Origin of the sequence: Glutamicibacter sp. NPDC087583, from assembly GCF_044743685.1 — a bacterium.
In the GTDB taxonomy this organism is placed as follows: domain Bacteria; phylum Actinomycetota; class Actinomycetes; order Actinomycetales; family Micrococcaceae; genus Glutamicibacter.
This window is the reverse complement of the sequence record NZ_JBIUWY010000007.1, coordinates 133082-155702: the sequence shown is the minus strand read 5'-3', so window position 1 is coordinate 155702 and position 22621 is coordinate 133082. Positions and strand designations below refer to the sequence as shown.

Annotated in this window: 19 protein-coding genes; 12 read left to right on the top strand and 7 right to left on the bottom strand. The window is 60.4% G+C overall.

Translation table 11 applies throughout. The annotated features are described in order from the left end of the window. The first annotated feature begins 276 nt into the window (after positions 1-276). The 4 genes from ACIOU9_RS15915 (at position 277) to ACIOU9_RS15900 (ending at position 4817) form a co-directional block, all read left to right on the top strand. A complete protein-coding gene (locus tag ACIOU9_RS15915; RefSeq protein WP_105657996.1) occupies positions 277-1899 on the top strand; it encodes an MFS transporter in 1623 nt (540 codons plus the stop codon). Positions 1900-1907: 8 nt separating this feature from the next. Beyond that, positions 1908-2384 carry a MarR family winged helix-turn-helix transcriptional regulator gene (locus ACIOU9_RS15910; protein ID WP_105657995.1) on the top strand — a complete coding sequence of 159 codons (477 nt, stop codon included), beginning with the start codon at positions 1908-1910 and terminating at the stop codon, positions 2382-2384. Positions 2385-2797: 413 nt separating this feature from the next. Then, on the top strand, positions 2798-3349 hold the full coding sequence (locus ACIOU9_RS15905; protein ID WP_332488429.1) for a hypothetical protein: 552 nt from the start codon (positions 2798-2800) through the stop codon (positions 3347-3349). A 181-nt stretch (positions 3350-3530) separates the two neighbouring features. Continuing rightward, a complete protein-coding gene (locus ACIOU9_RS15900) occupies positions 3531-4817 on the top strand; it encodes an aspartate kinase (RefSeq protein WP_105657993.1) in 1287 nt (428 codons plus the stop codon). A gap of 71 nt (positions 4818-4888) precedes the next feature. On the opposite strand, the gene ACIOU9_RS15895 is transcribed toward ACIOU9_RS15900, so the two are convergent. Continuing rightward, positions 4889-6496: an alkaline phosphatase D family protein gene (locus ACIOU9_RS15895; RefSeq protein ID WP_332488426.1), complete on the bottom strand. Its 1608-nt coding sequence runs from the start codon at positions 6494-6496 to the stop codon at positions 4889-4891. Positions 6497-6635: 139 nt separating this feature from the next. Here ACIOU9_RS15895 and ACIOU9_RS15890 point away from each other — a divergent pair, with 139 nt between their 5' ends. Further along, positions 6636-7391 carry an aminoglycoside 3'-phosphotransferase gene (locus tag ACIOU9_RS15890; RefSeq protein WP_332488424.1) on the top strand — a complete coding sequence of 252 codons (756 nt, stop codon included), beginning with the start codon at positions 6636-6638 and terminating at the stop codon, positions 7389-7391. A gap of 12 nt (positions 7392-7403) precedes the next feature. Here the strand turns inward: ACIOU9_RS15890 and ACIOU9_RS15885 are convergent, their stop codons facing one another. Together ACIOU9_RS15885 and ACIOU9_RS15880 are read right to left on the bottom strand one after the other, a co-directional pair. Then, positions 7404-8075 (bottom strand): response regulator, encoded by a 672-nt coding sequence (locus tag ACIOU9_RS15885; protein ID WP_105657990.1) that lies wholly within the window; start codon positions 8073-8075, stop codon positions 7404-7406. Next, positions 8072-9766 carry an ATP-binding protein gene (locus ACIOU9_RS15880; RefSeq protein ID WP_332488422.1) on the bottom strand — a complete coding sequence of 565 codons (1695 nt, stop codon included), beginning with the start codon at positions 9764-9766 and terminating at the stop codon, positions 8072-8074. The genes ACIOU9_RS15885 and ACIOU9_RS15880 overlap by 4 nt, the downstream gene beginning before the upstream one ends. A 186-nt stretch (positions 9767-9952) precedes the next feature. Between ACIOU9_RS15880 and ACIOU9_RS15875 the strand changes: the two genes are divergently transcribed. The 4 genes from ACIOU9_RS15875 (at position 9953) to ACIOU9_RS15860 (ending at position 14715) form a co-directional block, all read left to right on the top strand. Next, complete coding sequence (locus ACIOU9_RS15875; RefSeq protein ID WP_105657989.1) at positions 9953-11377, top strand: CitMHS family transporter; 1425 nt, start codon at positions 9953-9955, stop codon at positions 11375-11377. A gap of 335 nt (positions 11378-11712) precedes the next feature. Then, positions 11713-12606, top strand: a complete 894-nt coding sequence (locus ACIOU9_RS15870) for a LysR family transcriptional regulator (protein WP_105657988.1) — start codon at positions 11713-11715, stop codon at positions 12604-12606. Positions 12607-12773: 167 nt separating this feature from the next. Further along, positions 12774-14174 carry an LCP family protein gene (locus ACIOU9_RS15865; protein ID WP_332730624.1) on the top strand — a complete coding sequence of 467 codons (1401 nt, stop codon included), beginning with the start codon at positions 12774-12776 and terminating at the stop codon, positions 14172-14174. A 160-nt stretch (positions 14175-14334) separates the two neighbouring features. Further along, complete coding sequence (locus ACIOU9_RS15860; protein ID WP_286134254.1) at positions 14335-14715, top strand: twin-arginine translocase TatA/TatE family subunit; 381 nt, start codon at positions 14335-14337, stop codon at positions 14713-14715. 230 nt (positions 14716-14945) lie between these two features. On the opposite strand, the gene ACIOU9_RS15855 is transcribed toward ACIOU9_RS15860, so the two are convergent. The 3 genes from ACIOU9_RS15855 to ACIOU9_RS15845 all read right to left on the bottom strand — a co-directional run bounded on the left by ACIOU9_RS15855 (position 14946) and on the right by ACIOU9_RS15845 (position 18355). Then, the gene (locus tag ACIOU9_RS15855; protein WP_105657986.1) at positions 14946-16076 is read right to left on the bottom strand and encodes a ferrochelatase; all 1131 of its coding nucleotides are present in this window, start codon (positions 16074-16076) and stop codon (positions 14946-14948) included. 153 nt (positions 16077-16229) lie between these two features. Beyond that, entirely contained in the window at positions 16230-17579 is a 1350-nt protein-coding gene (locus ACIOU9_RS15850; RefSeq protein WP_105657985.1) for a TIGR01777 family oxidoreductase, read from the bottom strand. Between the two features lie 221 nt (positions 17580-17800). Further along, the gene (locus ACIOU9_RS15845; RefSeq protein WP_105657984.1) at positions 17801-18355 is read right to left on the bottom strand and encodes a DinB family protein; all 555 of its coding nucleotides are present in this window, start codon (positions 18353-18355) and stop codon (positions 17801-17803) included. A 77-nt stretch (positions 18356-18432) separates the two neighbouring features. On the opposite strand from ACIOU9_RS15845, the gene ACIOU9_RS15840 reads away from it, so the two are divergent. The 3 genes from ACIOU9_RS15840 to ACIOU9_RS15830 are packed head-to-tail and all read left to right on the top strand — an operon-like array spanning position 18433 to position 21422. Further along, on the top strand, positions 18433-19332 hold the full coding sequence (locus ACIOU9_RS15840; protein ID WP_105657983.1) for a 3-methyladenine DNA glycosylase: 900 nt from the start codon (positions 18433-18435) through the stop codon (positions 19330-19332). Between the two features lie 32 nt (positions 19333-19364). After that, the gene (locus ACIOU9_RS15835; protein WP_105657982.1) at positions 19365-19796 is read left to right on the top strand and encodes a hypothetical protein; all 432 of its coding nucleotides are present in this window, start codon (positions 19365-19367) and stop codon (positions 19794-19796) included. 48 nt (positions 19797-19844) lie between these two features. Then, positions 19845-21422: a sodium:proton antiporter gene (locus ACIOU9_RS15830; protein WP_105657981.1), complete on the top strand. Its 1578-nt coding sequence runs from the start codon at positions 19845-19847 to the stop codon at positions 21420-21422. On the opposite strand, the gene ACIOU9_RS15825 is transcribed toward ACIOU9_RS15830, so the two are convergent. After that, positions 21419-22549, bottom strand: coding sequence for a methyltransferase domain-containing protein (locus ACIOU9_RS15825; protein WP_105657980.1), 1131 nt, complete (start codon positions 22547-22549; stop codon positions 21419-21421). The two genes, ACIOU9_RS15830 and ACIOU9_RS15825, sit on opposite strands and share 4 nt — an antisense overlap. Positions 22550-22621 lie beyond the last annotated feature (72 nt).

Genomic DNA, 22621 nt, shown 5'->3' with positions numbered 1-22621 from the left:
TTGGCGGTGCGCCGGTTCCTTCCAGCAACGCTGGCGAAGGGCCTTCGCATCCGGTAGTTCCCGAGATGGATAACCGTCGCAGCCAGTAGTTCTGGTTGCCTTGGAACGCTCTGCACTCTTCCGGTTCGCCGGCTTGAGCGCAGGGCGTTTTTCTATGCCCGCACGGTGATGTGGGGTGAAACACGCTTAGTTGATAATAGTCAACTATCGCCGTATAGTTGATATCAATCAACCATTCAGGCCCTCTATGCCTGACCCTAAATTTTTGGAGCTTCCATGACCGCAACCGCACCGGTCGCCAAGCCCAAGATGACTCACCGCGAAATCCTCACTGCCCTCACGGGCATTTTGATGGGCATGTTCGTCTCCATCTTGGCCAGCACCGTCGTTTCCAGCTCGCTGCCAGTGATCGTCTCCGATCTCAACGGCAGCCAGACCGCCTACACCTGGGTGGTCACCGCCACCTTGTTGGCGACCACCATCTCCACTCCGATCTGGGGCAAGCTCGCCGACCTGGGCAACCGCAAACTGCTGCTGCAGATCTCGCTCGGCATCTTCGTGCTGGCCTCGGCCGCCGCAGGTTTCTCGCAGGACACCAGCTTCCTGATCACCATGCGCGTCGTCCAGGGCCTGGCCGGTGGCGGCGTAGGCGCCTTGGCGCAGATCGTCATGGCCGATTTCCTCTCCCCCCGCGAACGCGGCAAGTACATGGGCCTGTTCGGCGCGGTCATGGCCGTTGGCACCGTGGGCGGCCCGCTGATCGGCGGCTTCGTTACTGACACCATCAACTGGCGCTGGAACTTCTTCATCGCCCTGCCTTTCGCCATCGCTGCGGTCATCCTGATCCAGCGCACCTTGCACCTTCCGGCCATGGCCAAGCGCAAGGTCAAGATCGACTACTGGGGCATCGTCCTGCTTTCCTCCGGCGTCTCGCTGCTGCTGATCTGGATGTCGCTGGGCGGCTCGCAGTTCGAGTGGGCCTCGACGACCAGCTACCTGATGATTGCCGGTGCGGTAATCCTGCTGGCGCTGTTCATTCTGGTCGAAGCCAAGTCCTCCGAGCCGCTGCTGAGCCTGGGCCTGTTCAAGAACCGCACCTTCACCTTCGCGGTCATCGCATCGCTGGCCGTTGGCGTTTCGATGTTCGGCACCTCGGTGTTCCTCAGCCAGTACATGATCATGGCCCGTGGCGCATCAGCCACCATGGCCGGCCTGATGACCTTCCCGCTGATGGGCGGCCTGCTGGTCATCTCCACCATCGGCGGTGCGATGATCTCGCGCACCGGCAAGTGGAAGGCACTGGTTGTCACCGGTTCGGTGCTGATCGTCGTTGGGCTGTTCCTGCTGGGAACCATCCACTACGACACCAACTACGCGTTGGTCGCCGCCTACATGTTCATCCTCGGCGCCGGCATGGGCCTTGTCATGCAGAACATGGTGCTGGTGGTGCAGAACTCGGTCCACGTCAAGGAACTGGGTGTAGCCTCCTCGGCCGTGAACTTCTTCCGCACCTTGGGCGGCACTGCGGGTACCGCAGGCCTGGGCGCCATACTGGCGACCACTGTGCCGAACATGATCGCCGACCGGCAATCCGATTTGGCTGCAGCCCTGGCTTCCCTGGGCGACCAAGCCAAGGAGCTGACCGCAGCATTGGGATCGGGCACCCTGCCTTCAGTTGCAGCGATGCCTGAACCGGTCCGCGTGATCTTCGAGTCCATCTACGGCGACGCAGTGCCTTCGCTGTTCACCATTGCCGCTCCGCTGTCGCTGCTCATCGTCGTGGCTGTCTGCCTGATCCCCAACCAGTCGCTGAAGACCCAGACTGCAAGTGAACGCATGCAGGAGCTGGCTGCTGAGGACCAGGACGCAGCCAAGGCAGAAACGCCAGCTGGCAACTAGGAGATCCGGTGCAGGTTTCAAGCAAAGCCGAAGACGTTCCCGCCGCTCAACGTCCCGATCTCTATGCCTCAGCCGAACAGGAGTTATTTTCACTGATCGCGCTGACGGCGCGTGCCAAGCGGGAACTGGCCACTCGGCTCGACAGCCGGCTCACCCCGGGATACCTGCCCGTGCTCGGGATGATTCTGCGCAGCCAACGCATCACCCAGTCTGAAATCTGCGAACACTTGCTGGTCGATAAAGCTGCGCTATCGCGCATGATCACCAAGCTGGAACAGCTGGCGCTGGTCAAGCGTGAAGTCGACCCGGAAGACCGGAGGGTGTTCCACATCCTGCCTACCGAGCTTGCGGTTGAAAGGTGGCATGAATGCTTCCAAGGGTGGCGTACAGAGCTCCGCTCGCGCATGACCAATTGGGACAATGAGGATCTGTCGGCACTCATCGACCTCCTGAGCCGATTGAATTTGGAAATCAAGTCCCTCTAGAGCGGTCCAATCCCAGGCCGGTCTTCTCGGAATTACCGAGAAGACCGGCCAGGGGCTTTTAAAGCCCACTACATGCACCGGCAGTTCACGGCTTCGCACAGCGCCCTCGCTCAAGGCCCATTCCCCGGCGCCAGACAGCGGCGCCGCGGCCACCTTGTTGTTGGAGCGCGTCAGGTTTCGGCACATGAGCACTTCACTGGGCAGATCAGGGAAAATCGAAATCCGCACTGGTTCAAGCGTGGAGGATTGGGCAGGCATCATGGATGCCGCGGGCCTGCGCGACATGACGCAGAACGAACGGGTTCAGAGGCTGCTTCCGCTGCTGCAGGACCGCAGAAAAGCGGCAGGCTCCTGCGGGCCCGGCGCATCGCTTCGGAGTACCGACAGCTCTAAGTCCGCCATAGACTGTCCTCATGGCAATAAAAAGCAGCAACCTCCCGGCCATCGCCAAGGCCACCGGCATTGAATGGGATCAGTGGTGCGCCAAACTGCGCGCTGGCGGAGCCGATCAACTTACGCACAAGCAGATAGCCGAACTGGCTTTCACCCACATGCCCCCAACCGTGGATACTCCGGGCTGGTGGGCTCAATCCGTGGCTGTTGCCTATGAGCAGCATATTGGCCGACGCCTGCCCGGCCAATCCCAAGACGGCACCTTCCAAGGTTCGGTGAGCAGCACCATCGATGCTGATTTGGATACCACGCTGGAACGCTGGATCGCCTGCGTCCAGGGGCTCCAGGAGTTCAACGGCCACCAGCTTTCCGAACCTGCACGCACCAGCGGCTCAGAGCGATGGCGCTATTGGCGAGCTGATTTCAGCGACGGAACCAAGACACAGGTAGACATTGGCCTCAAAGGTGGAAAATCCTCGGTTGCCATAAACATTACTAAGGCTGAAACACCTGAACAGGTGTCTGGATGGAAGAGCTTTTGGCGACAAATTTTGGCTGAATTCAAGGGGTAGCCAGTGTTTTTCAACAACCTGCATTGAGGTTCCTAGGCAATATGACCAATGGTTACCTTCACAACTAGGACATGTCGCCCCGTAGCTGTCACAATATTTATCTGGTAGATGTCTCGCGCCACAGTTCCATCAAAAACCACCGGCGGCGAGGCACAGCTTTCAACAGGTGGAGTGAGTGCCCATGGGCCTAATTGTTCAAAAGTTTGGCGGTTCTTCCGTTTCAGATGCCGAAGGCATCAAGCGTGTAGCGCGCCGAATTATTGATACTAAGTCCAAGGGCCATGACGTCGTTGTCGTTGTTTCCGCAATGGGCGACACCACCGATGACTTGCTGGACCTGGCAGGCCAGCTTACCGATGATGCACCAGCCCGCGAGATGGACATGCTGCTCTCCGCTGGCGAACGCATCTCGATGTCGCTGCTGGCGATGGCGATCAACCAGCTCGGCGAGCAGGCTGCTTCATTCACCGGCTCGCAGGCAGGCTTGATCACCGACTCCACCCACGGCAAAGCCCGCATCATGGAGGTCTCCCCGCAGCGCGTACGCCGTGCCATCGACCGCGGATTCATCGCCATCGTCGCCGGTTTCCAGGGCATGAGCAAGGAATCCAAGAACATCACCACCATGGGCCGTGGCGGCTCGGACACCACCGCCGTCGCGCTGGCCGCAGCGCTGGGCGCCGATGTCTGCGAAATCTACACCGACGTGGACGGCATCTACACCGCCGACCCGCGCGTGGTCGCCTCGGCCAAGAAGATCGAGAAGATCACCAGTGAAGAAATGCTGGAAATGGCCGCCAGCGGCTCGAAGATCTTGCACCTGCGTTGCGTGGAATACGCCCGCCGGTTCGGCGTGCCGCTGCACGTGCGCTCTTCATTCAGCACCAACGAGGGCACCTGGGTGCTCCCGGATCCCGAAGACAAAATCAAAATTCAAGAGGGAGAACCCTTGGAACAGCCAATCATCTCAGGTGTCGCCCACGACCACTCCGAAGCCAAGGTCACCATCATTGGCGTTCCGGACATCCCCGGCAAAGCAGCACAGATTTTCGGGGTTATCGCCGCTGCGCAGGCCAATATCGACATGATTGTGCAGAACATCTCGACCCGCGGTTCGGGTGCCACCGATATCTCCTTCACCCTGCCGATGACCGAGACCAAGCATGTGCTTGAAGCACTGAACACCGCGAAGCCGGAGATCGGTTTCGAGGAAATCGAGCACAATGACGAGGTTGGCAAGCTCTCGCTGATCGGTGCCGGAATGCGCTCGAATCCAGGAGTCTCCTTCACCTTCTTCGAGGCATTGCACCGCGCGGGCGTGAACGTGGACATGATCTCCACTTCAGAGATCCGCATCTCCGTGGTCACCGACGCCGACAAGCTCAACGATGCAGTACGCGCTATCCACACCGCGTTCGATCTGGATACCGACGTGGAAGCCACCGTCTACGGCGGCACCGGCCGCTAAGCGCCGACAAGCTGAAAAGGAGAACGCCTGCGAAACAATTACTGTTTCGCAGGCGTTCTCCCAATTAACTGCTATTTATTCGGTTCCAGCGTCTTGGTGTAGACGATTTCGCCCAAGCCATTGCGCAGCGTGACGGTGAACAGGTCCTGCTCATCGAGGTCGACGTGGCCGAAGAACTGGCCCTTGCCATCGCGCGGCGACTGGTTGGTGCTGCCAGACAGCGAGAAGTCCACGCGTGGTCCGAAAGTGCCATCCATTTGGTTCGGCCCGAAGGAACCGGCATTGACTGGACCGGCCACGAATTCCCAGAACTCATTGAACTCGCTGAAGGCTGCACGCTCTGGAGAGTAGTGGTGCGCCGCGCAATAGTGCACATCCGCGGTCAGGAAGACGACATTCTTGATGCCGCGGTCCTTAATGGCCTTGAGCAGGCGGGCAAGTTCCAGCTCGCGGCCTAGTGGTGCGCCGTGGTCTGCGTTGGAAATTGATTCCTGCGCCTTGCCGTCCGGAACAATGATGCCCAGCGGCAGGTCGTTGAGAATGACTTTCCAGGTTGCCTTGGACTTGGCCAAGGAATCGACTAGCCAATTCAGCTGCTCTTCGCCGAGAATTGAAGTGGACTTCTCTTCCATTCCGGCGGTGTTCTCGGACTTGTAGCTGCGCATGTCCAATGCGAACAGGTCCATTGCTGGACCACGCGAGATTTTGCGGTAGATGCGTGCTGCCTCGAATCCGGTGCCTGCGCGCATGGCGCGCGGGTCGGCGATCGGCTGGTATTCCTGCCAGGCCTGGCGGCCGCGGGCGGCAAGGGTGTTGATATCGCGCACCGTGTAGCGCTCATCTTCGATGACCTCACCCGGCCACCAGTTATTATGGGTCTCGTGGTCATCCCACTGGGCAATCACCGGAACCTCGGAATACATGGCACGCACGTTGCGGTCCATCAGGTTGTAGCGGTGCCGCCCACGGTACTCGGCCAGGGTTTCGGCCACCTTGGAGACTTCCTCGGTGACCAAGTTGCGCCAGATCTGGCCGTCCGGTTCCACAACTTCTGCGGCAATCGGGCCGTCGGCGTAGATGGTGTCGCCGCTGTGCACGAAGAAGTCCGGCTTGGTTGCATGCATGGCCGCGTAGGCGCGCATGCCACCGATTTCTTCGTTGATGCCCCAGCCCTGGCCAGCGGTGTCGCCGGACCACACAAAACTCTGGGCACGGGAGGCGTCGTGGTTGCGGCGACCGGTCAACGCCGGTGCGGTGCTGAACCAGCCGTTCTGAGTCTCGCCAAGGGTGCCGTTATCGTCCTCGAAACCGATGCTGACCGCGAAACGGGTACCGGCAGGCAGATGCTCGGCATTGATCTTTGCAGTGAAGTCAGTGGCCTCGCGGGCGTAGGCACCGCGCAAAGTCTTGGCGAAGGATCCACGGCCGCGGATGATTTCCCCCGCTTCGTCCACCGCACGCAGCTGCGCGCGCAAGCGGCCTTCCCCGGAGCTGCGAGCCCAGAGTACGGCATTGCTGGCAGAGACATCCCCCATGGAAAATCCGCTGGTCAATCCCAGGCGGGAACGCACGAGTCGGGGACTGCTGGAAGCCAGCGCTGTTCCAGTGGGCCCAACCAAGGTCAAAGCACCTGCGCCAATGGCGCCGGTGAGCAATTTGCGTCGCGAAATATTATTCATGGGATTCAGTGTTCACGACTTGATCAGCCATTTCCTTGAGCCCAGATGAACACCAAGAGAAATCGTTCGTGTCCAGTCCACACCACGAATCCAGAGATCCTGAACTCCAAAGCACGCCCATTACTGGCAGACTAGAAAAATGAGTTCACCTCAAGTCATTTCTGGCCCGCCGTCGGCTGGCCACCCAGTTCCTCCAGCTGTGCGCACTGCAGCCGGCCAGGCGGAAATCGAGGGTATCTGGCAGAACGCATTTGGCGGGATAACATACCGGCTTGGGCAGGGCGAGCCGATGCGCTTCGCCAAGTGGTCGCCGGGATGCCCTCCCGAAGAGGACGGCGATCTCCTGGCTGAAGCCCTGCGCATGCGGTGGGCGGGAGAATTCATCAGAGTCCCCGAAGTGCTCAGCTGCGGACAGCATGCTGGCGGCCAGCTGCTCGTCACGGCAGCATTGCCCGGGCACAGTGCAGTCAGCGAGCTTGGCAAAAGCGATCCGGCGCGATCCGCGTTTGCAGTGGGCGCCGGTCTGCGCCACCTGCACGATCGGCTGCCGGTCGACCAGTGCCCCTTCAGCTGGGATCTGGAATCCCGCATCCAGCACCTGCCTGCCCGGGAGCAAGCTGCTTTGCTGGCTGAAGTCCCGGAGCTTGATCTCGTGGTCTGCCATGGCGATGCTTGCCTGCCCAACACGATCATCACCGACAGCCATGATTTCAGCGCGCATGTGGATATGGGGAAATTGGGTCTTGGAGACCGCTGGGCGGATCTCGCCGTTGCCGCATGGAGCACCGAGTGGAATTACGGGCCTGGTTTCGAACAACATGTCTACGCCGGGTACGGAATCGAACCCGATGAGCGGAAGGCGTCGTTCTACCGAAAGGTCTGGGACGCAACCTAGGAGGCCGAGCCGCTAGCGTGCCACGTAACGGTGCTCGGGACGGCCACGAGTTCCGTATCCAAGCTGCAGCTCCAGGGATTCATTGGCCACCAGCGCCGCCAAATACCGTTGCGCTGTCGCACGGGCAACCCCAATTGCCTCCGCGACCTCGGCGACGCTCATGGGTTCGGTAGCATCCTTGACGCAGGAAAGAACTGCCTGTTCGGTGGGGGCGGCACCCACCGATGCGTTGGTTTCTTCGCCCCCTTGGAGCGCCCGGTACAACCGGTCCACGCCCTGCTGGTTGAACTCCGCGGTCCCGGTCAATTGGCGACGATAGCGAGCCCAGCCTTTGAGCTTGGCGGCCAGGGTCTTGGCCTCAAAGGGCTTGATGATGAACGCCAGTGCGCCCGAGCGCAACGCTTTGTCAATGTTCTTCGGTTCAATCGCCGCGGAAATCATGATCGCATCAACATCGAGTTCTCTCAGCAGCTCGATTCCACTGACATGCGGCAGGTAGAGATCCAGCAATACCAAATCAGGTTTCAGGCTCTGCACCATTTTGGGCACAACACGCGGATCCTGCACAGGCTCCAGGGCCTGGAACCCGGGAATGGCGTTGACCATCTCAGCGTGCAGCTCTCCTACCCGGAAATCGTCATCGACAATTAGCACCCGGTAGTTGCCGCTGGAATTCTCGCTCAATGTTGCGCTCCTTCAATCTCGTCGTTTTCCGTATTGGCTGGCTCGACCAGTACGGCCGGCAATCTTGCTGCGATAACTGCCCCGGAACCATCCGTCCCGCGGTCCGCTATCCAGACGTCCCCGCTGCGGGCTTGGGCGAGCCGTCTGATCAGCGGCAATCCGACGCCATGGCCATGATCACCGCCCAGATGGGATCCGGTGCTGACGTCCCGGGTGAAGATATCCTCGTCGGTGGTAATGCCGGGTCCAGAATCGGCCACGGCTATGTGCAAGGTGTTCCCTTCGGAGAGCAAGTCGATTTCCACCCAGGGTTCTGCATCTGTGCAAAGAGCTGCAGTGAAGGCGTTATCCAGCAGATTCCCCAGGACTGCGGTGGCGTCTTGGGCATCGTGGGCCGAGGCGATGTGTCCGAAAAGCATGGATTGGGCAGACACTCTCAGTTCTATGCCTTGTTCGTGGGCGCGCACCGCCTTCGCCGAAATAAACGCCGAGAGGTAAGCGTCCTGGATGGCCTCCAGCCCGGGAACCTGAGCGATCTTCGGCCCGGATTCCATCACCTCACGCAGGTAGTCTTCTGCCTGTTCGATCTTGCCCAAGTTGATCAGCCCGAGGACTGCGTGCATCCGGTTGGCGAATTCATGGCGCTGGGCGCGCAGCGCATCGGCCATGTCCTGGACTGCATCGAGTTTGGTGCCCAGCGCTTCAAGGGTGGTGACATCATGGAGCAGCACGACCAGTCCGAGGTCCACTCCGTCACGGTCGACCTTGGTCACGCGGGCTATGAGCGAGTTGCCATTGGCCGCAAAGCGCACCGGTGCCGGGTCGCATTCCTTGATCGCCCTGACCAGCCGGTGATCCAAACCAGCGGATTCAAAGTGGCGGCCGACCACGTCTTCCAATTCGGTGCGGTGCGGCAGTCCCAGCAATTGCCTGGCGGCCCTGTTGCGCACGGTAATCCGGCTATCGGCGCCAATGCCCATGACACCTTCGGTAACACCGTAGAGCACGGCCTGCTGGTCCCTGACAAGCTGGGCAATTTCGGCCGGTTCCAGCCCAAGGGTCTGGCGCTTCAAACGGCGTACGGTGACTCGTCCGGCAAGCACTGCCAAGGCTGCGCAAATCACCGCAAGCAATACAATCCAGGCGAAGGACCCAAGCAGTGCCCCGGTCAAGGAGTCAGTGGTCACGCCCACGGAAACCTCTCCGATGACCGCACCCGCGTTACTGTAGACCGGGACCTTGGCGCGCACCGATTCACCAAGGGTTCCGTGTTCCCGGGAGACCGCTTCAATGCCTTCCAGCGCCACCGGGTCAGTAGAAACCATTTGGCCCAGTTCCTCGGGGTTCGGATGGCTCAAGCGCAGTCCGCGGTCCTCGGTAATCACCACGAAATACGCTTGCTCTTGCCCAATGACAGCGCCTGCCAGTTGCTGCAGTTTTCCATCGGCGAGCGCCTTGGCATCCAGCTCGTCCAGCTTTGCATAGTGCGAGACCTGCTCAACTACTTCCGGCAAGACGGCCACCGAACGAGCTATGGTCAGCGAGGTATCTTCGGCTTTTGAATAGACGCGGTCATAGCTGGCGAAAAGCGTTCCGGCGGTAACGAGAACAATCAGAACACCTACGACCAGAAATTGAAGCCGCATGATGCGTGATGCGAAATGCCGGGTGCCGGCGCCAGAACGGAACATGCCACCCAGCATAAACCCATCTTTCCACTCTCGTGATTTTAATGAGCAAAAAGTTGGCAAAGAACTTAAGCCTTCAACAATAAGCACAAGACGCGCAAAGTGAGCACCGACACGTACCTTGAATGGGTGCCCCTCCTAGCTTGTGGGGACTAAGGATTCACTCACACTGAAATGGAGGTCGGGTCAATGCTCGTTGTACTCGGATTCCTCATGGTCGCCACCTTCATGGTGCTGATCATGACAAAACGCATGACGCCGCTGCTGGCATTGATTCTGGTTCCAACCATCTTCGGCTTGTTCACCGGTGCTGGATTCGGCCTTGGCGACATGGTCATGGACGCGGTCAAGGACATGTCCAGTACCGCAGCCCTGCTGATGTTCGCCATCATGTACTTCGGCATCATGATCGACGTCGGCTTGTTCGACCGATTGGTCTCCGGCATCCAGAAGCTAGTGGGCAACGACCCCGCCAAGGTCGTCATGGGCACTTCGCTGCTCACCGGCGTAATTTCCCTCGATGGCGATGGCTCGACCACCTTCATTGTGGTTACCGCGGCTCTGCTGCCGATCTACCAGCGCCTGGGCATGAGCCCTGTGGTCCTGACCTGTGTTGCAGGCCTGACCAATGGCACGCTGAACATCGTTCCCTGGGGCGGCCCAACGGCCCGCGCGGCAGCGGCACTTGGCGTTGACGCCTCGGAAATCTTCGTGCCGATGCTCCCTGCGCTGGGAATTTCCCTCATTGTCATTGCCCTGTTCGCATGGCAGATGGGCGTATCCGAACGCCGCCGCTTGCAGCGCGAGCGTCCGGAAATCTGGGGCACCGAACTCGGTGGCGGCAACGTTTCCACCCCAACCGGAGGAAAGAGCCCTGCTGGCACTTCCCCTGCCGGAGGCAACCTGGCCGTACTGGAATCCGTGGCTCGCAAGGGCGATGGCACCGAAGCTTCCACCTTGGACGGCACCGTCCTGGATCCGGATCGCGAGACCCTGCGCCCCAAGACCTTCTACTTCAACCTGGCACTGACCGTCGCCATCATGGTGCTGCTGGTAGTCGATGTCACTCCGTTGCCCTACCTGTTCATGGTGGGTACCGCGATCGCCTTGATCGTCAACTTCCCCAAGGTCTCCGACCAGGTGAAGATGATCGCCGCGCACTCCAGCGAAATCATTGCCGTGGTCTCCATGGTGCTCGCCGCGGCAGTGCTCACCGGCGTGCTCTCCGGCACCGGCATGGTTGATGCCATGAGCCAGTGGCTGGTGGATGTCATTCCTACCTCCATGGGTCCATACATGGCAGTACTGACCGGGCTGATTTCGATTCCAGCTACCTTCCTGATGAGCAATGACGCCTTCTACTTCGGTGTCTTGCCAGTTCTCGCCGAAGCCGGCGCGCATTTCGGTGTACCAGCGGTGGATATGGCTCGCGCCTCCATCACCGGACAGCCAGTGCACATGCAGTCTCCGCTCGTTCCAGCCATCTTGCTGCTGGTGTCGCTCTCTCGTGTGGACTTGGGCGATCACCACAAAAAGGTGCTGTGGCGTGCGTTGGTGGTCTCCTTGGTCATGCTCGCTTCGGGCATGCTCCTTGGTGTCATCCACATGGGCTAACGCCCCAGGACCAAAGGTCCGTCGTCAGCCAGGCTCCGTGCCACCCGGACATTTCCAAGCGGGTGGCACGGAGTCCGGTGTTTAACCCGGGCTGACCCTGTTGGCAGCCCGCCGGAGGCTGCCGCATGCAGCTATTCGAGCACCCAGTTGCTTCTTCCCGCCAGCCATTGACGGTCTGCACAGGGCGCCGGTTCAGCAAGCACAGTTTCCCGTGAAAAACTGGAGGCAGGGCAAGACGTGCACAGCGCGTGCTTCCCCTGGACCGGATGGACACGCCACTGGGCCACACCGCGAATTCGACCGTCTTCTCCCGACGCAAAGGAAGGCTCCAGCGCATGGAAAGAGAACCTCTGGACAACAGCATCTCCCTGGCCCAGCTCGAAGCGGTTGTCATGATTGTGGACTATGGTTCCTTCACCGCCGCCGCGGATATCCTTGGTATCTCCCAGCCCTCCTTGTCCCGGCGCATTAGTGCGTTGGAGCGCACTCTTGGCATGCCCGTGTTCCGGGCCGCTGGAAGGGACATGGTGCTGACCGAGGTTGGCCGGAGCATCATTCCTGCCGGCCGCCGCGCACTGCGTGAAGTCGCCGCGATCGGAACCATTGCCTCTTCCACGCGTGCATTGGCCACCGGATCCCTGCGCATCGCGGGGTTGCCTTCCCTGGTTGGAGGAATCATGCCCGAATACATCGGCCCCTTCCATCGCCAGCACCCCGGTGTCCGGATAGAGATCCTGAGCGTGGAGGACGACGAGCAGCTTGCCGATGCGCTTCGCCTGAATCGCGCCGATGTGGCTTTTGGCGTGAACGAGCGCATCCCCGCGGACCTCATCGGCAAATCCCTGCGCGATCAGCAATTCTCGGCGGTCGTATCCGAGGATACCGAGGTGGACCCGGACACTGGGCTAAGCACTGAATTGCTCAATTCCCTGACTCTGGCCACCCTCCCCCAGGGCACGTCGATTCGCAAGATCACCGACGAAGTTTACCGGAGCTTGAAGGCCACCGCTCCGCGGCTCATCACCACAACGCAACGCGACGCATTGGTCCATCTGGGCATCGCCGCCGGCGGCATCACCTTGGTTCCACGGATCATGGCCAGCACCGCAGTGATCTTCGGCGGCAAGCAGGTCCCGCTGAGCTTGCCAGCCAGCAGGCCCCTGGGCGTCATCTACCGCCGCGAAGAATACCGCAATCCGGCGCTGGGCGAATTCCTCGAATACCTCTGAGACAGAGATCTCCAGGCGGTTTCCGCTCTCCTGAACCTGCGCGCGAAATCGGCCTTTCATGCGCTGCATGCATGGCTCTAATCAATCATGCTATTGGTTCCAGCGGCGTTCCACGTGGTCAGCTTGATGGGTAATCCGGCCATGGTCCTACCAAGGAGAGCAAGATCGTGAATTCCCAACGAACACCTTCCTCTGCCAGGCGTAGTTCCAAACGGCCGCGGCGCCGGGTAGCTGCCATCATTGCAGCGGCGCTGGTGCTAGCAGTAGTTGTGCCGACCAGCATTGCCTTCCTGCGCCTGCAGGGAAATATTTCCGTCTCGGCGCTCAGGGCGTCTGAAGCGGATGTCCCGGACTCCAGCGAAGGCCTGAATCTGCTGGTGCTCGGTTCCGATAGCCGGGATTTCAGCTCCACCGGCTTCGGCACGGATAACGGTTCCCGACGCAGCGATTCCATGCTGCTTGTCCACTTGTCGCCAGGCAACGAGCGCATCGAGGCGGTCCAGATCCCACGCGATACCGTATTGCAGCGCCCGGCCTGCGCGGATACCGGGTCCGGCGCCTATGCCGGAGGATACGGCATGATCAATTCTGCGCTGAATTACGGTCCCGCATGCTCTGTCGCCGCGGTGGAAACGCTCACCGGAGTTCACCTGAACCACTTCATTGAGGTGGATTTCGAGGGATTCATTTCAATCATCGACGCACTCGACGGAGTCAGCGTGTGCCTGGCCCAGCCAATGACCGATCCGAAAGCGAACCTGGATCTTCCAGCCGGGCTGCAGGAGCTGGACGGAACCGATGCGCTTGCCCTGGCCAGGACCCGCCATGCCGTTGGCGATGGAAGCGACCTCGCTCGGCTCGGAAACCAGCAGAAGGTCATGTCCGCAATAGTCCAGCGTGCCACCAGCAAGGAAGTTCTCGCACGCCCGGACCGGCTCTACTCTTTCCTTGACGCGATTACCTCCTCGATGACCGTTGACCCGGAACTGAGTTCGCTACCGGAACTTGCAGGATTGGCTGCGCGGGTCAAGGACGTTCCCACGGACAAGATCACCTTCATGACCATGCCGACCCAGCCTGCACCATCAAACGCCAACCGGGTTGTCCCGGCTCCCGACGCGACCCTCATCTTTGAACGCATCAAGCAAGACATCCCGGTGAATCCGGATTCCGAGTCCGAATCCGGCTCCGAATCCGATGCAGGAGAAACTGCCACGGCGAAAACCTCCGCCCGGCAGCTTCCTGTCAGCATAGCCAACGCAGCGCGAGTGAGCGGACTGGCCGGCAAATTCGCCAACGAAGCCACGGAGCAAGGCTTCACCGTCACTTCAATCACTACCGCGGCGTCCTTGCAGGCGCAAACACGGCTGCTGATTCCGGATACTGATGCAGCCAGGAAAACAGCCGACGCATTCGCCAAGGCAGTCGATCTCGACATCGAGGCAACAGTCGCCGATGTCGAAAGCATCGAATTGATCCTGGGCCAGGATTACCCAAACCTGGGGCGGCCAGAAAAGCAGCCCGTCAAGGTGAACAGCCGCAAAGCAGACCAGAAACTCTGCGGCTGAGCCGGCCCCAAGGGCAGGCCGCGCCACCGGAAAATCCTGCCATGCCGCGATGGCTGCCAGGCGAATCTCCGTTTGCCCGCGGCTGTTGGCCTTCGTATTCCGGCTGGGCTGCACCTGCCAATTCCGTTTGACCGCGTCCCTTGCAGCGAGGTGATTCACAGTGAGCATTGCAGGCATCAATGGCAATGAATTCATCGTGCTGGCCATTTTGGCGGCCGTGCTGCTCGGACCTGAAAAATTGCCGGACTACGCAAGGAAACTAGCCACGCTGATTCGCGAGTTGCGCCGACTCGCCTCTGGTGCCCAGGAACAACTCCGCGAGGAGCTTGGCGAGGATTTCGCGGACATGGATCTGAAGAAGTTCGATCCGCGGCAATATGATCCTCGAAGGATCATCAGCGAAGCGCTGCGAGATCAACTCGAAGAGCCGCCTGCCCAAGGATTCCCGGATTCTGCCCGCTCAAGGGGACCCGAGACCAGGAGTTCATCATCACCGCCAGAACCCTCCGGTCCGGCCCCTTTTGACGACGAAAGCACTTAGGACGCCACTGCTCCTTGCCGCAAGTGTCCGCTGGCCGCGCGAGCAGTGAATACGGATCCGGTGGACAGGATTCATTCATCGCAGTCCCCAAAGCTCCACCCGGTTCCTTCATCCGGATCGCACGGATTCCGGCATCTATCCGCAACCGGTCCAGCTTCGCTGATTCGCCGGCCAACCGTGATGGCCGGCGAAAAAGGATTCCCGGGATCGGCCACCAGCCTGCTGCCGGCCTAGCTTGCAGGCATGCCGGCGCTCCAATTCGGAACGGTATTTTTCCTAGTAGTGCCTTCACAGCAATTCAGGGAGCAGGCGCCACTGCCCGGGCCCAGCGCTTTGCTTCCGGCGATGGTCGATGACTCCGGCTGCTCGCCACGCACTTGCGCTGCCCGTTCCAGGACCAGATCGACCAAGCCGCTGACAAACGACGGTGAGGTGCCAACACTGCCGGCACGGAGAAACGCCATCCCCAACTCGCGCGCGGTATCTGCCGCTTCGGTATCCAGATCGAATTTGACCTCCATGTGGTCCGAAACGAATCCGAGGGGTACAACCAGAACGCCCTCAGTTCCAGTTTCCGCAAGCTCGCGCATGCGGTCATTGATGTCCGGTTCCAACCAGGGAGTGTGCATGGATCCAGAACGGGAGCAGTACACCAGTTCGGCATCCAGCTGCTCCTCACCAGCTAGTTCCCCGCCAATCCAGGCCATGAGCTCCTCATGCTGCCGCTGGTAGCCGGCGGTGAACTTCTGCGATGATTCTTGCATCGCAGTAGGGATCGAATGGGTGACATATAGGATCTTGTGCCGGTTGCGGTCCAGGCCGCCGACGAGCTGCTTGAATTCCTTCAATCCCTTCCGCACGCAGTCCAACTGCGCATGAGCGAATCCCGGATGATTGTAGTACTGCCGGACTTTATCGATCACCACCTCGAGGCCCTCTTCTTGCAGTGCCGCCACAGTTCCGGCGAAATCCTCACGGTATTGCCGGCACGAGGAATATGAGGAGTAGGCCGACGTATCGATGGCCAGGAACCTTCTCGAGCCGTGCCTGCGCGCATGGTTTCCGACCACTTCGGTGAGGTACGGTTCCCAATTCCGGTTCCCCCAGAGCAGTGGCGTATCGATGCCGCGGGCTGCGAATTCCTCTTGAACGGCTTGCTGCAAAGCCTGGTTCTGCTCATTGATCGGAGATTTTCCGCCGAACATGTAGTAGTGCTCGCCCACCTCTTCAAGGCGCTCGTCCGGAATCCCTCGTCCCCGGGTAACGTTTTGCAGGAAGGGCAGAACATCTTCGGGCTTTTCCGGCCCGCCAAAGGACATCAGCACAACTGCATCAAACGGCGCTACCTGCATGTTTCCCATCGGGATCGTCCACGCTTTCTTCTCGGGCAACTGCCGCCATGGGCAAAATTCCCCGGAGCTGGCAGTCGCAAGCAATTACCTAGATTAGCTTTTATCTAGCCAAGCTAACAATAATTGCTTTGCCTCCTAATCGCCAGCGGGCGTCGCCGACCCCTAACGACTGCCCAGGCTATGAGCCAGTTCCAGCTCAATGCGCTCATTGCGGAACTGATGACCGGCATCGAGCAATTTGCGCGGGACAATTTTCTGATCGGCCATGGCCAGAAGGTGGGACCCTTCGGCTCCCAGCAGCAATTTGGGAGCCGCGGCAGGAACCGGAATGATGGCAGGCCGCCGCACTGCGCGCGCCAAGGCCCTGGTGAATTCGGCGTTGCTCACCGGCTGCGGTGCCACCGCATTGACCGGACCTGCCAATTGCGAATCCCAGAGCGCGCGATGGTAGATGTCCAGCAGGTCATCAAGCCCGATCCACGAAAGCATCTGCTTTCCCCCTGCAAGGGGACCGCCCAGGCCTGCGGAGAATACAGGACGCAAAACGGCGAGCATCCCGCCTTTGGGGCTCAGCACGATACCGGTCCTGATCTGCACCCGGCGCATGCCGCTGTCCCCGGCATTCGCCGCACGTTCCCAGCGGTCCACCACGTCAGCCAGGAAATCCGGAGTCCCGGCCCGCGGGGAATCGGTCTCGTCCAATGGGTGCGGTCCGGCTGAAGCACCGTAGAATCCGATGGCCGAAGCGCTGATGAAGGTCCGGACACCTGAACGTGACGCCAGCAGGGCAAGGGATCGGGTCGGTTCGATGCGGCTGGAGAGAATTGCCTGCCGATGCGCTTGGCTGAACCGGCCGAAGATGCTGGCTCCGGCCAAATGGATGACCGCGTCGCAGCCATCGAGCAGGCCCGGGTCAGGATCCAGCGGATTCCAGCGCCGTTCGCTTGCCGATTCCGGCTCGTGCCGCACGAGCTTGACGACCCGGTGCCCGCCGGTGGACAAGAAGGCGCACAAAGCCTGTCCGACTAATCCGCTTGAACCGGTCAGCGCTATCACCAGCGGCTTCAACCCGGCCTGCGCCGCCCGCTGGTGTGCGGCAAAATCGTCTGCCAGCTGGCGGTGGCGGTATGCAAGCATCGATTCGATCTGCCGTCCTGGCATATTCGACTGGATGCAGTCACCCACGGTCGTGCACTGCGCGCCCGCGGGCTCGAAGTAATGCTCATGCCGCCACTGCACCACCCGGGCAGGAAGGCCGCGAACCCCTTCGGGTTCAAGCTGGTCGACGAAACTGCGGTTCTCCGCGAACCCCTCAGGCTGGTGCTTGGCATTCCACAGCACTCCGCCGGGAAGGCCCAGCACGGCCGTCCCGTCCTTCAGCGAACCGGCTTCTTCAATGACCTTCAGCGGAAGCCACGGTGGCAAGAGCCGCTGCATGGCCCCGGGTCGCGAGAACCAGTCAAAGACAACGGATGCAGATGCCGGAAGTTGGCTGGAGCGCTCAGTGTTCATGGCCCCATCCTAGAGGCTTCAGGCAGGCCGGTTCCCGAGGATGGGAAATTGCTGGATTCCGTCGCAATGTCTGGTCCGGCGCCGCAATGAATCCCTCGGTTTCCTGCAGCACGCTATCCCGGCAGACTTGGAGCAGGAACAAGAACTTCTGGACAGAGCTTGATTGCGGACAACTAACGGACCGGCTGTTGCCCGAAGCGGCTGCCAATGCAACCAGAAAGCTAGGCATACCATGCAGGAAGATAGTCGAAGGGAGGATCCTCGCCCACCCGCCCGTCGATGGCTTCACGCAAGAGATCCGCATGCCCTGCATGCCGCCCATACTCTTCAATCAGGTCGCAGATGATTCTGCGTATCGACGCATGCTTGCCTTCGAAGGCCAACCCCGAGCCCGTGTCCAGCTTCCTTTCCTCGATAACGGACTGCTGGATTCCTCGGCTTTTGGCCACGGCCCGGTCGTAGCGTTGATAAAGATTCTCCGGATCCTCTTCCAGATCAACCACGAAGTGCTCGCGCCCGTTGGCAGTGAACCCAAGGAGGACTTCAGGTCGTTGCCCGGCAATGAAGTAGGTGAATTTCTCATCTTCGACAAGGGCAAGATGCTGGAGCAATCCGCCCAGGCTGAGCTGGCTGCTGGGCAACTTGGTTGCCAGCTGTTCGATGTCCAGCCCGTCGGCCTTGTATCTGAAAGTGGCGCGCAGCCTGTCAAGCATCCCGAACAGATGCTGCTGGTCGGAGCCGCTCATTGGCGGTTCCCAGGGAGGCAGGATTTCCATGGCGTACCCCTTTGCGAGAAGTGTGAGTTGGCGTACCAAACTGGTTTCATCGGCCCATGAATTGAATAATTAGAAGTATGCCTCTGACCGCCGCCATTTTGGAACCCTCGCAGTGGATGCCGCATGCCGCTGAGCATGAAGCACGGGCTCGGGCCTTTGGCGAACCTTTCGTGGAACGGCGGATGAAGGGCAAGAAGCATCCCATCGAGGACTTCCTGTTCACCTATTACACGCAAAAGCCGGGCCAGCTCTACCGCTGGCATCCAGGGATGAACGTGGTTCTAGCCGGAGACGCGGCCCAAGAACGCGGCGAGTGGAAGTTCTACCGCAGAGTCCAAACCGGCCACGGTACGGGATACCACTTCGATGCGGAGGCATTCGGCAAGGCGCGTGCCCGGGCCATCGAGTTCGCCCGCATCATTCTGGCCGGCACCGCGCAGCGGCCAGGAAACTTCTCCTGCTTCGGCCTGCATGAATGGGCGATGGCCTACAAATCCGAGGCCAACGGCATCCGCCATGAATACCTCCCGCTGCGCTTGGGTGCGCAGGGAACCGACGAAGTGGTGGAAACACACAAGATCCGTTGCACCCACTTCGATGCATTCCGCTTCTACACTCCCCAGGCGATCGAGCTCAACGAGCTGCAGCCGACCAGGGAAACCCAGCGCGACCTGGAACAGCCCGGTTGCCTGCACGCCAACATGGATCTGTACAAGTGGGCCTATAAGCTCTCCCCTGCGGTGCCAAGCGACTTGGTCATGGACTGCTTCGAGCTCGCCTGGGACATTCGCACCATGGATATGCAGGCGTCCCCCTATGATCTGGGCGATTGGGGCCATGAACCCATCCGCATTGAAACTCCCGAGGGCAAGGCCGCGTACGTGAGATTGCAAAAGGAATTTGCCCAGCGTGCCGACTCGCTGCGCAATCAATTGCTGGAAGTCGCCAACAACCTGCCAATCTTCCCGGAAGACTAGAACTTATTCGCGGCCGCAGGCAAGATTGATCCATGGTTACTGCACGGGGCCTTCGCCTGATTCCGGCCGGTATCGCGCTCGGCTGCGTGAGCCTCTCGCTGGCTTCCTGCGCCACCAGCATCGGACAGGGGCCGCAGACCCAATTGGAAATCACCATTCGCGATGACGGCAGCGAAATTTCACAGCAGTACTCCCTGGAATGCACCGGCGAACAAGCCGCTGAATCCAGCACATTGCCGAACGCATCCAAAGCTTGCTTGCAGCTCGAGCTTGAACCCGGTGCCATTGCCGGAGAAGTTGATCCCCAGGAAATCTGCACCGAAATATACGGTGGACCGCAACGGGCCGAAATAAGCGGAACCCTGCACGGCGAGACGGTGAATACGAGCTTTTCCCGGCATAACGGCTGCGCCATCGATCGTTGGGATGCCGCCTCGTTTCTACTCGGTTCCGTGAAAACATGAGTCGATAACCCCTGAATAACTGCGCGGAGAAACTAGAATAGTAAGACTATGGAGTTTTTCCTGCTGGTTATCGCGCTGCTATTCGCCACGATCCTGATTGTCGGCATCGGGGAACGCATTAAATTGCCCTACCCGATCTTGATGCTGATTTTCGCGACGCTGGCAGGTTTCTTGCCGTTCATGCCCGAAATGCATATTGAGCCCGAGCTGATCCTGCCGATCTTCTTGCCGCCTTTGCTTTTCGCTACGGCCCAGCGCAGCAGTTGGTCGGTGTTCCGCTTCCGCTGGAAGGCCCTGATCCGGCTGGCCGTGGTGCTCATCGTGGTGACAGCAGGCACCGTGGCCGCTACCGCGCTGGCCTTCTCCCCCATCGCTTCCATTCCGCTGGCATTGGCGTTGGGCGCAGTAGTGGCCCCGCCTGACCCGGTCGCGGTGGATGCAATTGCCACCAAGGTGAAAATGCCGCGGCGCCTGACGTCCCTGCTGGAAACCGAGGGCCTGTTCAACGACGCAATGGCCATCGTGATCTTCCAGTTGGCCGTCCAGGCAACCCTGAATGGCTCGGAAGTCGGACTCGAAATCATTCCGCAGTTCCTGCTCGGTGCCGCAGGGGCGGTAGTCCTGGGTCTGGCCATGGGCTGGGCCATCGGCGCCTTGAACCGCTTCGTTCCCAACCTGGCAGCGCGTTGCGCGGCCACCTTGGTGGCACCTTATGCGGTCTACATGATTGCGGAGGAGCTGCATATTTCAGGGGTCATCGCAGTGGTGGTGACGGCCCTTGAAATGGTGCGGCGGGACCGCCCCCAGGACTCTGCCGAACGCCTAACCCGGCAATCCTTCTGGGAAGTGCTCGAGCTGCTGGCCACCGGCCTGGCTTTCGGCTTGATGGGCATCGAGATGAACCAGGTGATCCAGGAGGAAGGCAGCAACCTGATCGGCTTCATCCCGGGCATCGCCGCGATCTGCTTCGTGGTCATCGCAGTGCGTGCGCTGTGGATGCTGGCGACCTACTACCTGCCCAACCGCAGCAAGCCCAAGATTCCTGCGCGCAAGGATGCGCTGGTGCTCACTTGGTGCGGCATGCGCGGGCTGGCGACTTTGGCCTTGGCCCTGGCACTGCCCAAGGTCGCAGCGGATGGATCGGCCATCGAGGGACGCAACTTCGTGGTGGTCGCCGCTTGCTCCGTCTTGCTGTGCACTTTGGTGCTCCCGGGCCTGACCTTGCCAGCGCTGATGCGCGTGCTGAAGCTGCGCAACAACGAGCAAGATGCCAAGCGTGCCCGCCGGGCCCTGGCCCGCCGCGCCGAGGCTGTCGCACTGGCGGCGCTGCGCAAGAACGTGCAGCTCGAAGAGCTGCCGGAGAATTACCAGCAGGCAGTGCGCCGGCGCATGAACTCGCTGCATACCATCCTGGCCAAGGACCCGGATCCGCACGATGCGATCTCGGACGAAAAGTACACGCAGATTCGCGCGGTGATCGCCAAGGCCGATTCGATCCAGGCCATCGCCCTGGAAGCCGCCCGCGACGAGCTGCTCAAGGCCCGCCGCGAACCGAATATCGACCCGCACATCGTTGACGAGATTGTCGGCCGCCTTGACCGACGCACCGCAACCCTGGATCGCTAGGCGGCCTTGCGCTCCAGCTTCACGATGACTTCGTAGTGGCTGGTCTGCGGGAACATGTCCATGACGCGAGCCTGCTGCGGAGCGTAGTTCTCCAAACGCTCCAGGTCCCTGGCCAGTGACTTCGCGTTGCAGCTGGAGTAAATGATGTGCTGGACATCGGACTCGTTCAGCCACTTCGATAGCTCTGCGGAGATACCGCGGCGCGGAGGATTCACGATTACCGCCTCTGGCGCCCAGCCGGCACCCAGCGCGAATTCGGTTGCGTCTTGGACCCTGAAATGGATGTCATCCAGCTCCATGGTCTTGGCGCTGGTCTTTGCCGATTCAACGGCTTCCCCGCTGGTCTCGATGCCGTACACGGTACGGTCCTCGGTAGCGCAATGCAGTGCGAAACCACCCACCCCGCTGTACAGATCCCAAACGCTTTCGGGGTTGGCATCGTTGATCCATTGGCGGGCCTGCCGGTACAAGGCGGCAGCGATCTCGCTGTTGGTCTGGAAGAAGCCCTGGGGGCGCAGGTGCATCGGTACGCCGTTCAGCCCGAATTCCAAGGTGGTTCGGCGGGTAAGAATGATTTCTTCTTCGCCTTCCAGCACTGCCTTGTGCTCAGGCAAGAAGTTCACCGACACCACGCTGTGGCGTGGAAGCTGCTCAAGGAATTGCGGCAGCGAATCACGCAGTGCCACAAAATGCTTCTTGGTGCGCAATACCCAACGGACCATCACCGAACCGGTATCCGACAGGGTGAGAATCACATGCTTGAGTTCGCCCTTGCGCTTGGGAACGTCGTAGGGAATGAGCTTCAGATCATGAATGAACTGCTCGATGACCGGGAATACGGCACGTAGCGGTGCTGCGATGACTCCGCAGTTGCGCAGATCGACACCGTGGCCGTCGGCATCCAGGATGCCGATGGTCGGCTGGCCGGTGGTTCCGGAAATGACCATTTTGGCTTTGTTGCGGAAGCCCTGTTCGCTGCTGGCTTGGGGCGGAAGGAATTCCAGGCCCGGGAAGCCGGCCAGCAGCTGCTGGCAATCCGCCACCTTAGATTGCAGTTGCTGGGCGTAAGGCACCGTCATCAAGGTGCATGAGCGGCAACGGGAGGCAGAAAAGTAAAGGCATTCCATGGTGCTTATGATTTTAGCGAAGATCGGCCGGCACCGAGCACAGAGAAATCTTGGCGCTGATTGACCGCAAAT

Bases quoted from the DNA above. Each gene is read 5' to 3' on its own strand.
- ACIOU9_RS15915 (WP_105657996.1), top strand. From the start codon at position 277: ATGACCGCAACCGCACCGGTCGCCAAGCCCAAGATGACTCACCGCGAA.
- ACIOU9_RS15905 (WP_332488429.1), top strand. From the start codon at position 2,798: ATGGCAATAAAAAGCAGCAACCTCCCGGCCATCGCCAAGGCCACCGGC.
- ACIOU9_RS15900 (WP_105657993.1), top strand. From the start codon at position 3,531: ATGGGCCTAATTGTTCAAAAGTTTGGCGGTTCTTCCGTTTCAGATGCC.
- ACIOU9_RS15895 (WP_332488426.1), bottom strand. From the start codon at position 6,496: ATGAATAATATTTCGCGACGCAAATTGCTCACCGGCGCCATTGGCGCA.
- ACIOU9_RS15890 (WP_332488424.1), top strand. From the start codon at position 6,636: ATGAGTTCACCTCAAGTCATTTCTGGCCCGCCGTCGGCTGGCCACCCA.
- ACIOU9_RS15880 (WP_332488422.1), bottom strand. From the start codon at position 9,766: ATGTTCCGTTCTGGCGCCGGCACCCGGCATTTCGCATCACGCATCATG.
- ACIOU9_RS15875 (WP_105657989.1), top strand. From the start codon at position 9,953: ATGCTCGTTGTACTCGGATTCCTCATGGTCGCCACCTTCATGGTGCTG.
- ACIOU9_RS15870 (WP_105657988.1), top strand. From the start codon at position 11,713: ATGGAAAGAGAACCTCTGGACAACAGCATCTCCCTGGCCCAGCTCGAA.
- ACIOU9_RS15855 (WP_105657986.1), bottom strand. From the start codon at position 16,076: ATGGGAAACATGCAGGTAGCGCCGTTTGATGCAGTTGTGCTGATGTCC.
- ACIOU9_RS15850 (WP_105657985.1), bottom strand. From the start codon at position 17,579: ATGAACACTGAGCGCTCCAGCCAACTTCCGGCATCTGCATCCGTTGTC.
- ACIOU9_RS15845 (WP_105657984.1), bottom strand. From the start codon at position 18,355: ATGGAAATCCTGCCTCCCTGGGAACCGCCAATGAGCGGCTCCGACCAG.
- ACIOU9_RS15840 (WP_105657983.1), top strand. From the start codon at position 18,433: ATGCCTCTGACCGCCGCCATTTTGGAACCCTCGCAGTGGATGCCGCAT.
- ACIOU9_RS15835 (WP_105657982.1), top strand. From the start codon at position 19,365: ATGGTTACTGCACGGGGCCTTCGCCTGATTCCGGCCGGTATCGCGCTC.
- ACIOU9_RS15830 (WP_105657981.1), top strand. From the start codon at position 19,845: ATGGAGTTTTTCCTGCTGGTTATCGCGCTGCTATTCGCCACGATCCTG.
- ACIOU9_RS15825 (WP_105657980.1), bottom strand. From the start codon at position 22,549: ATGGAATGCCTTTACTTTTCTGCCTCCCGTTGCCGCTCATGCACCTTG.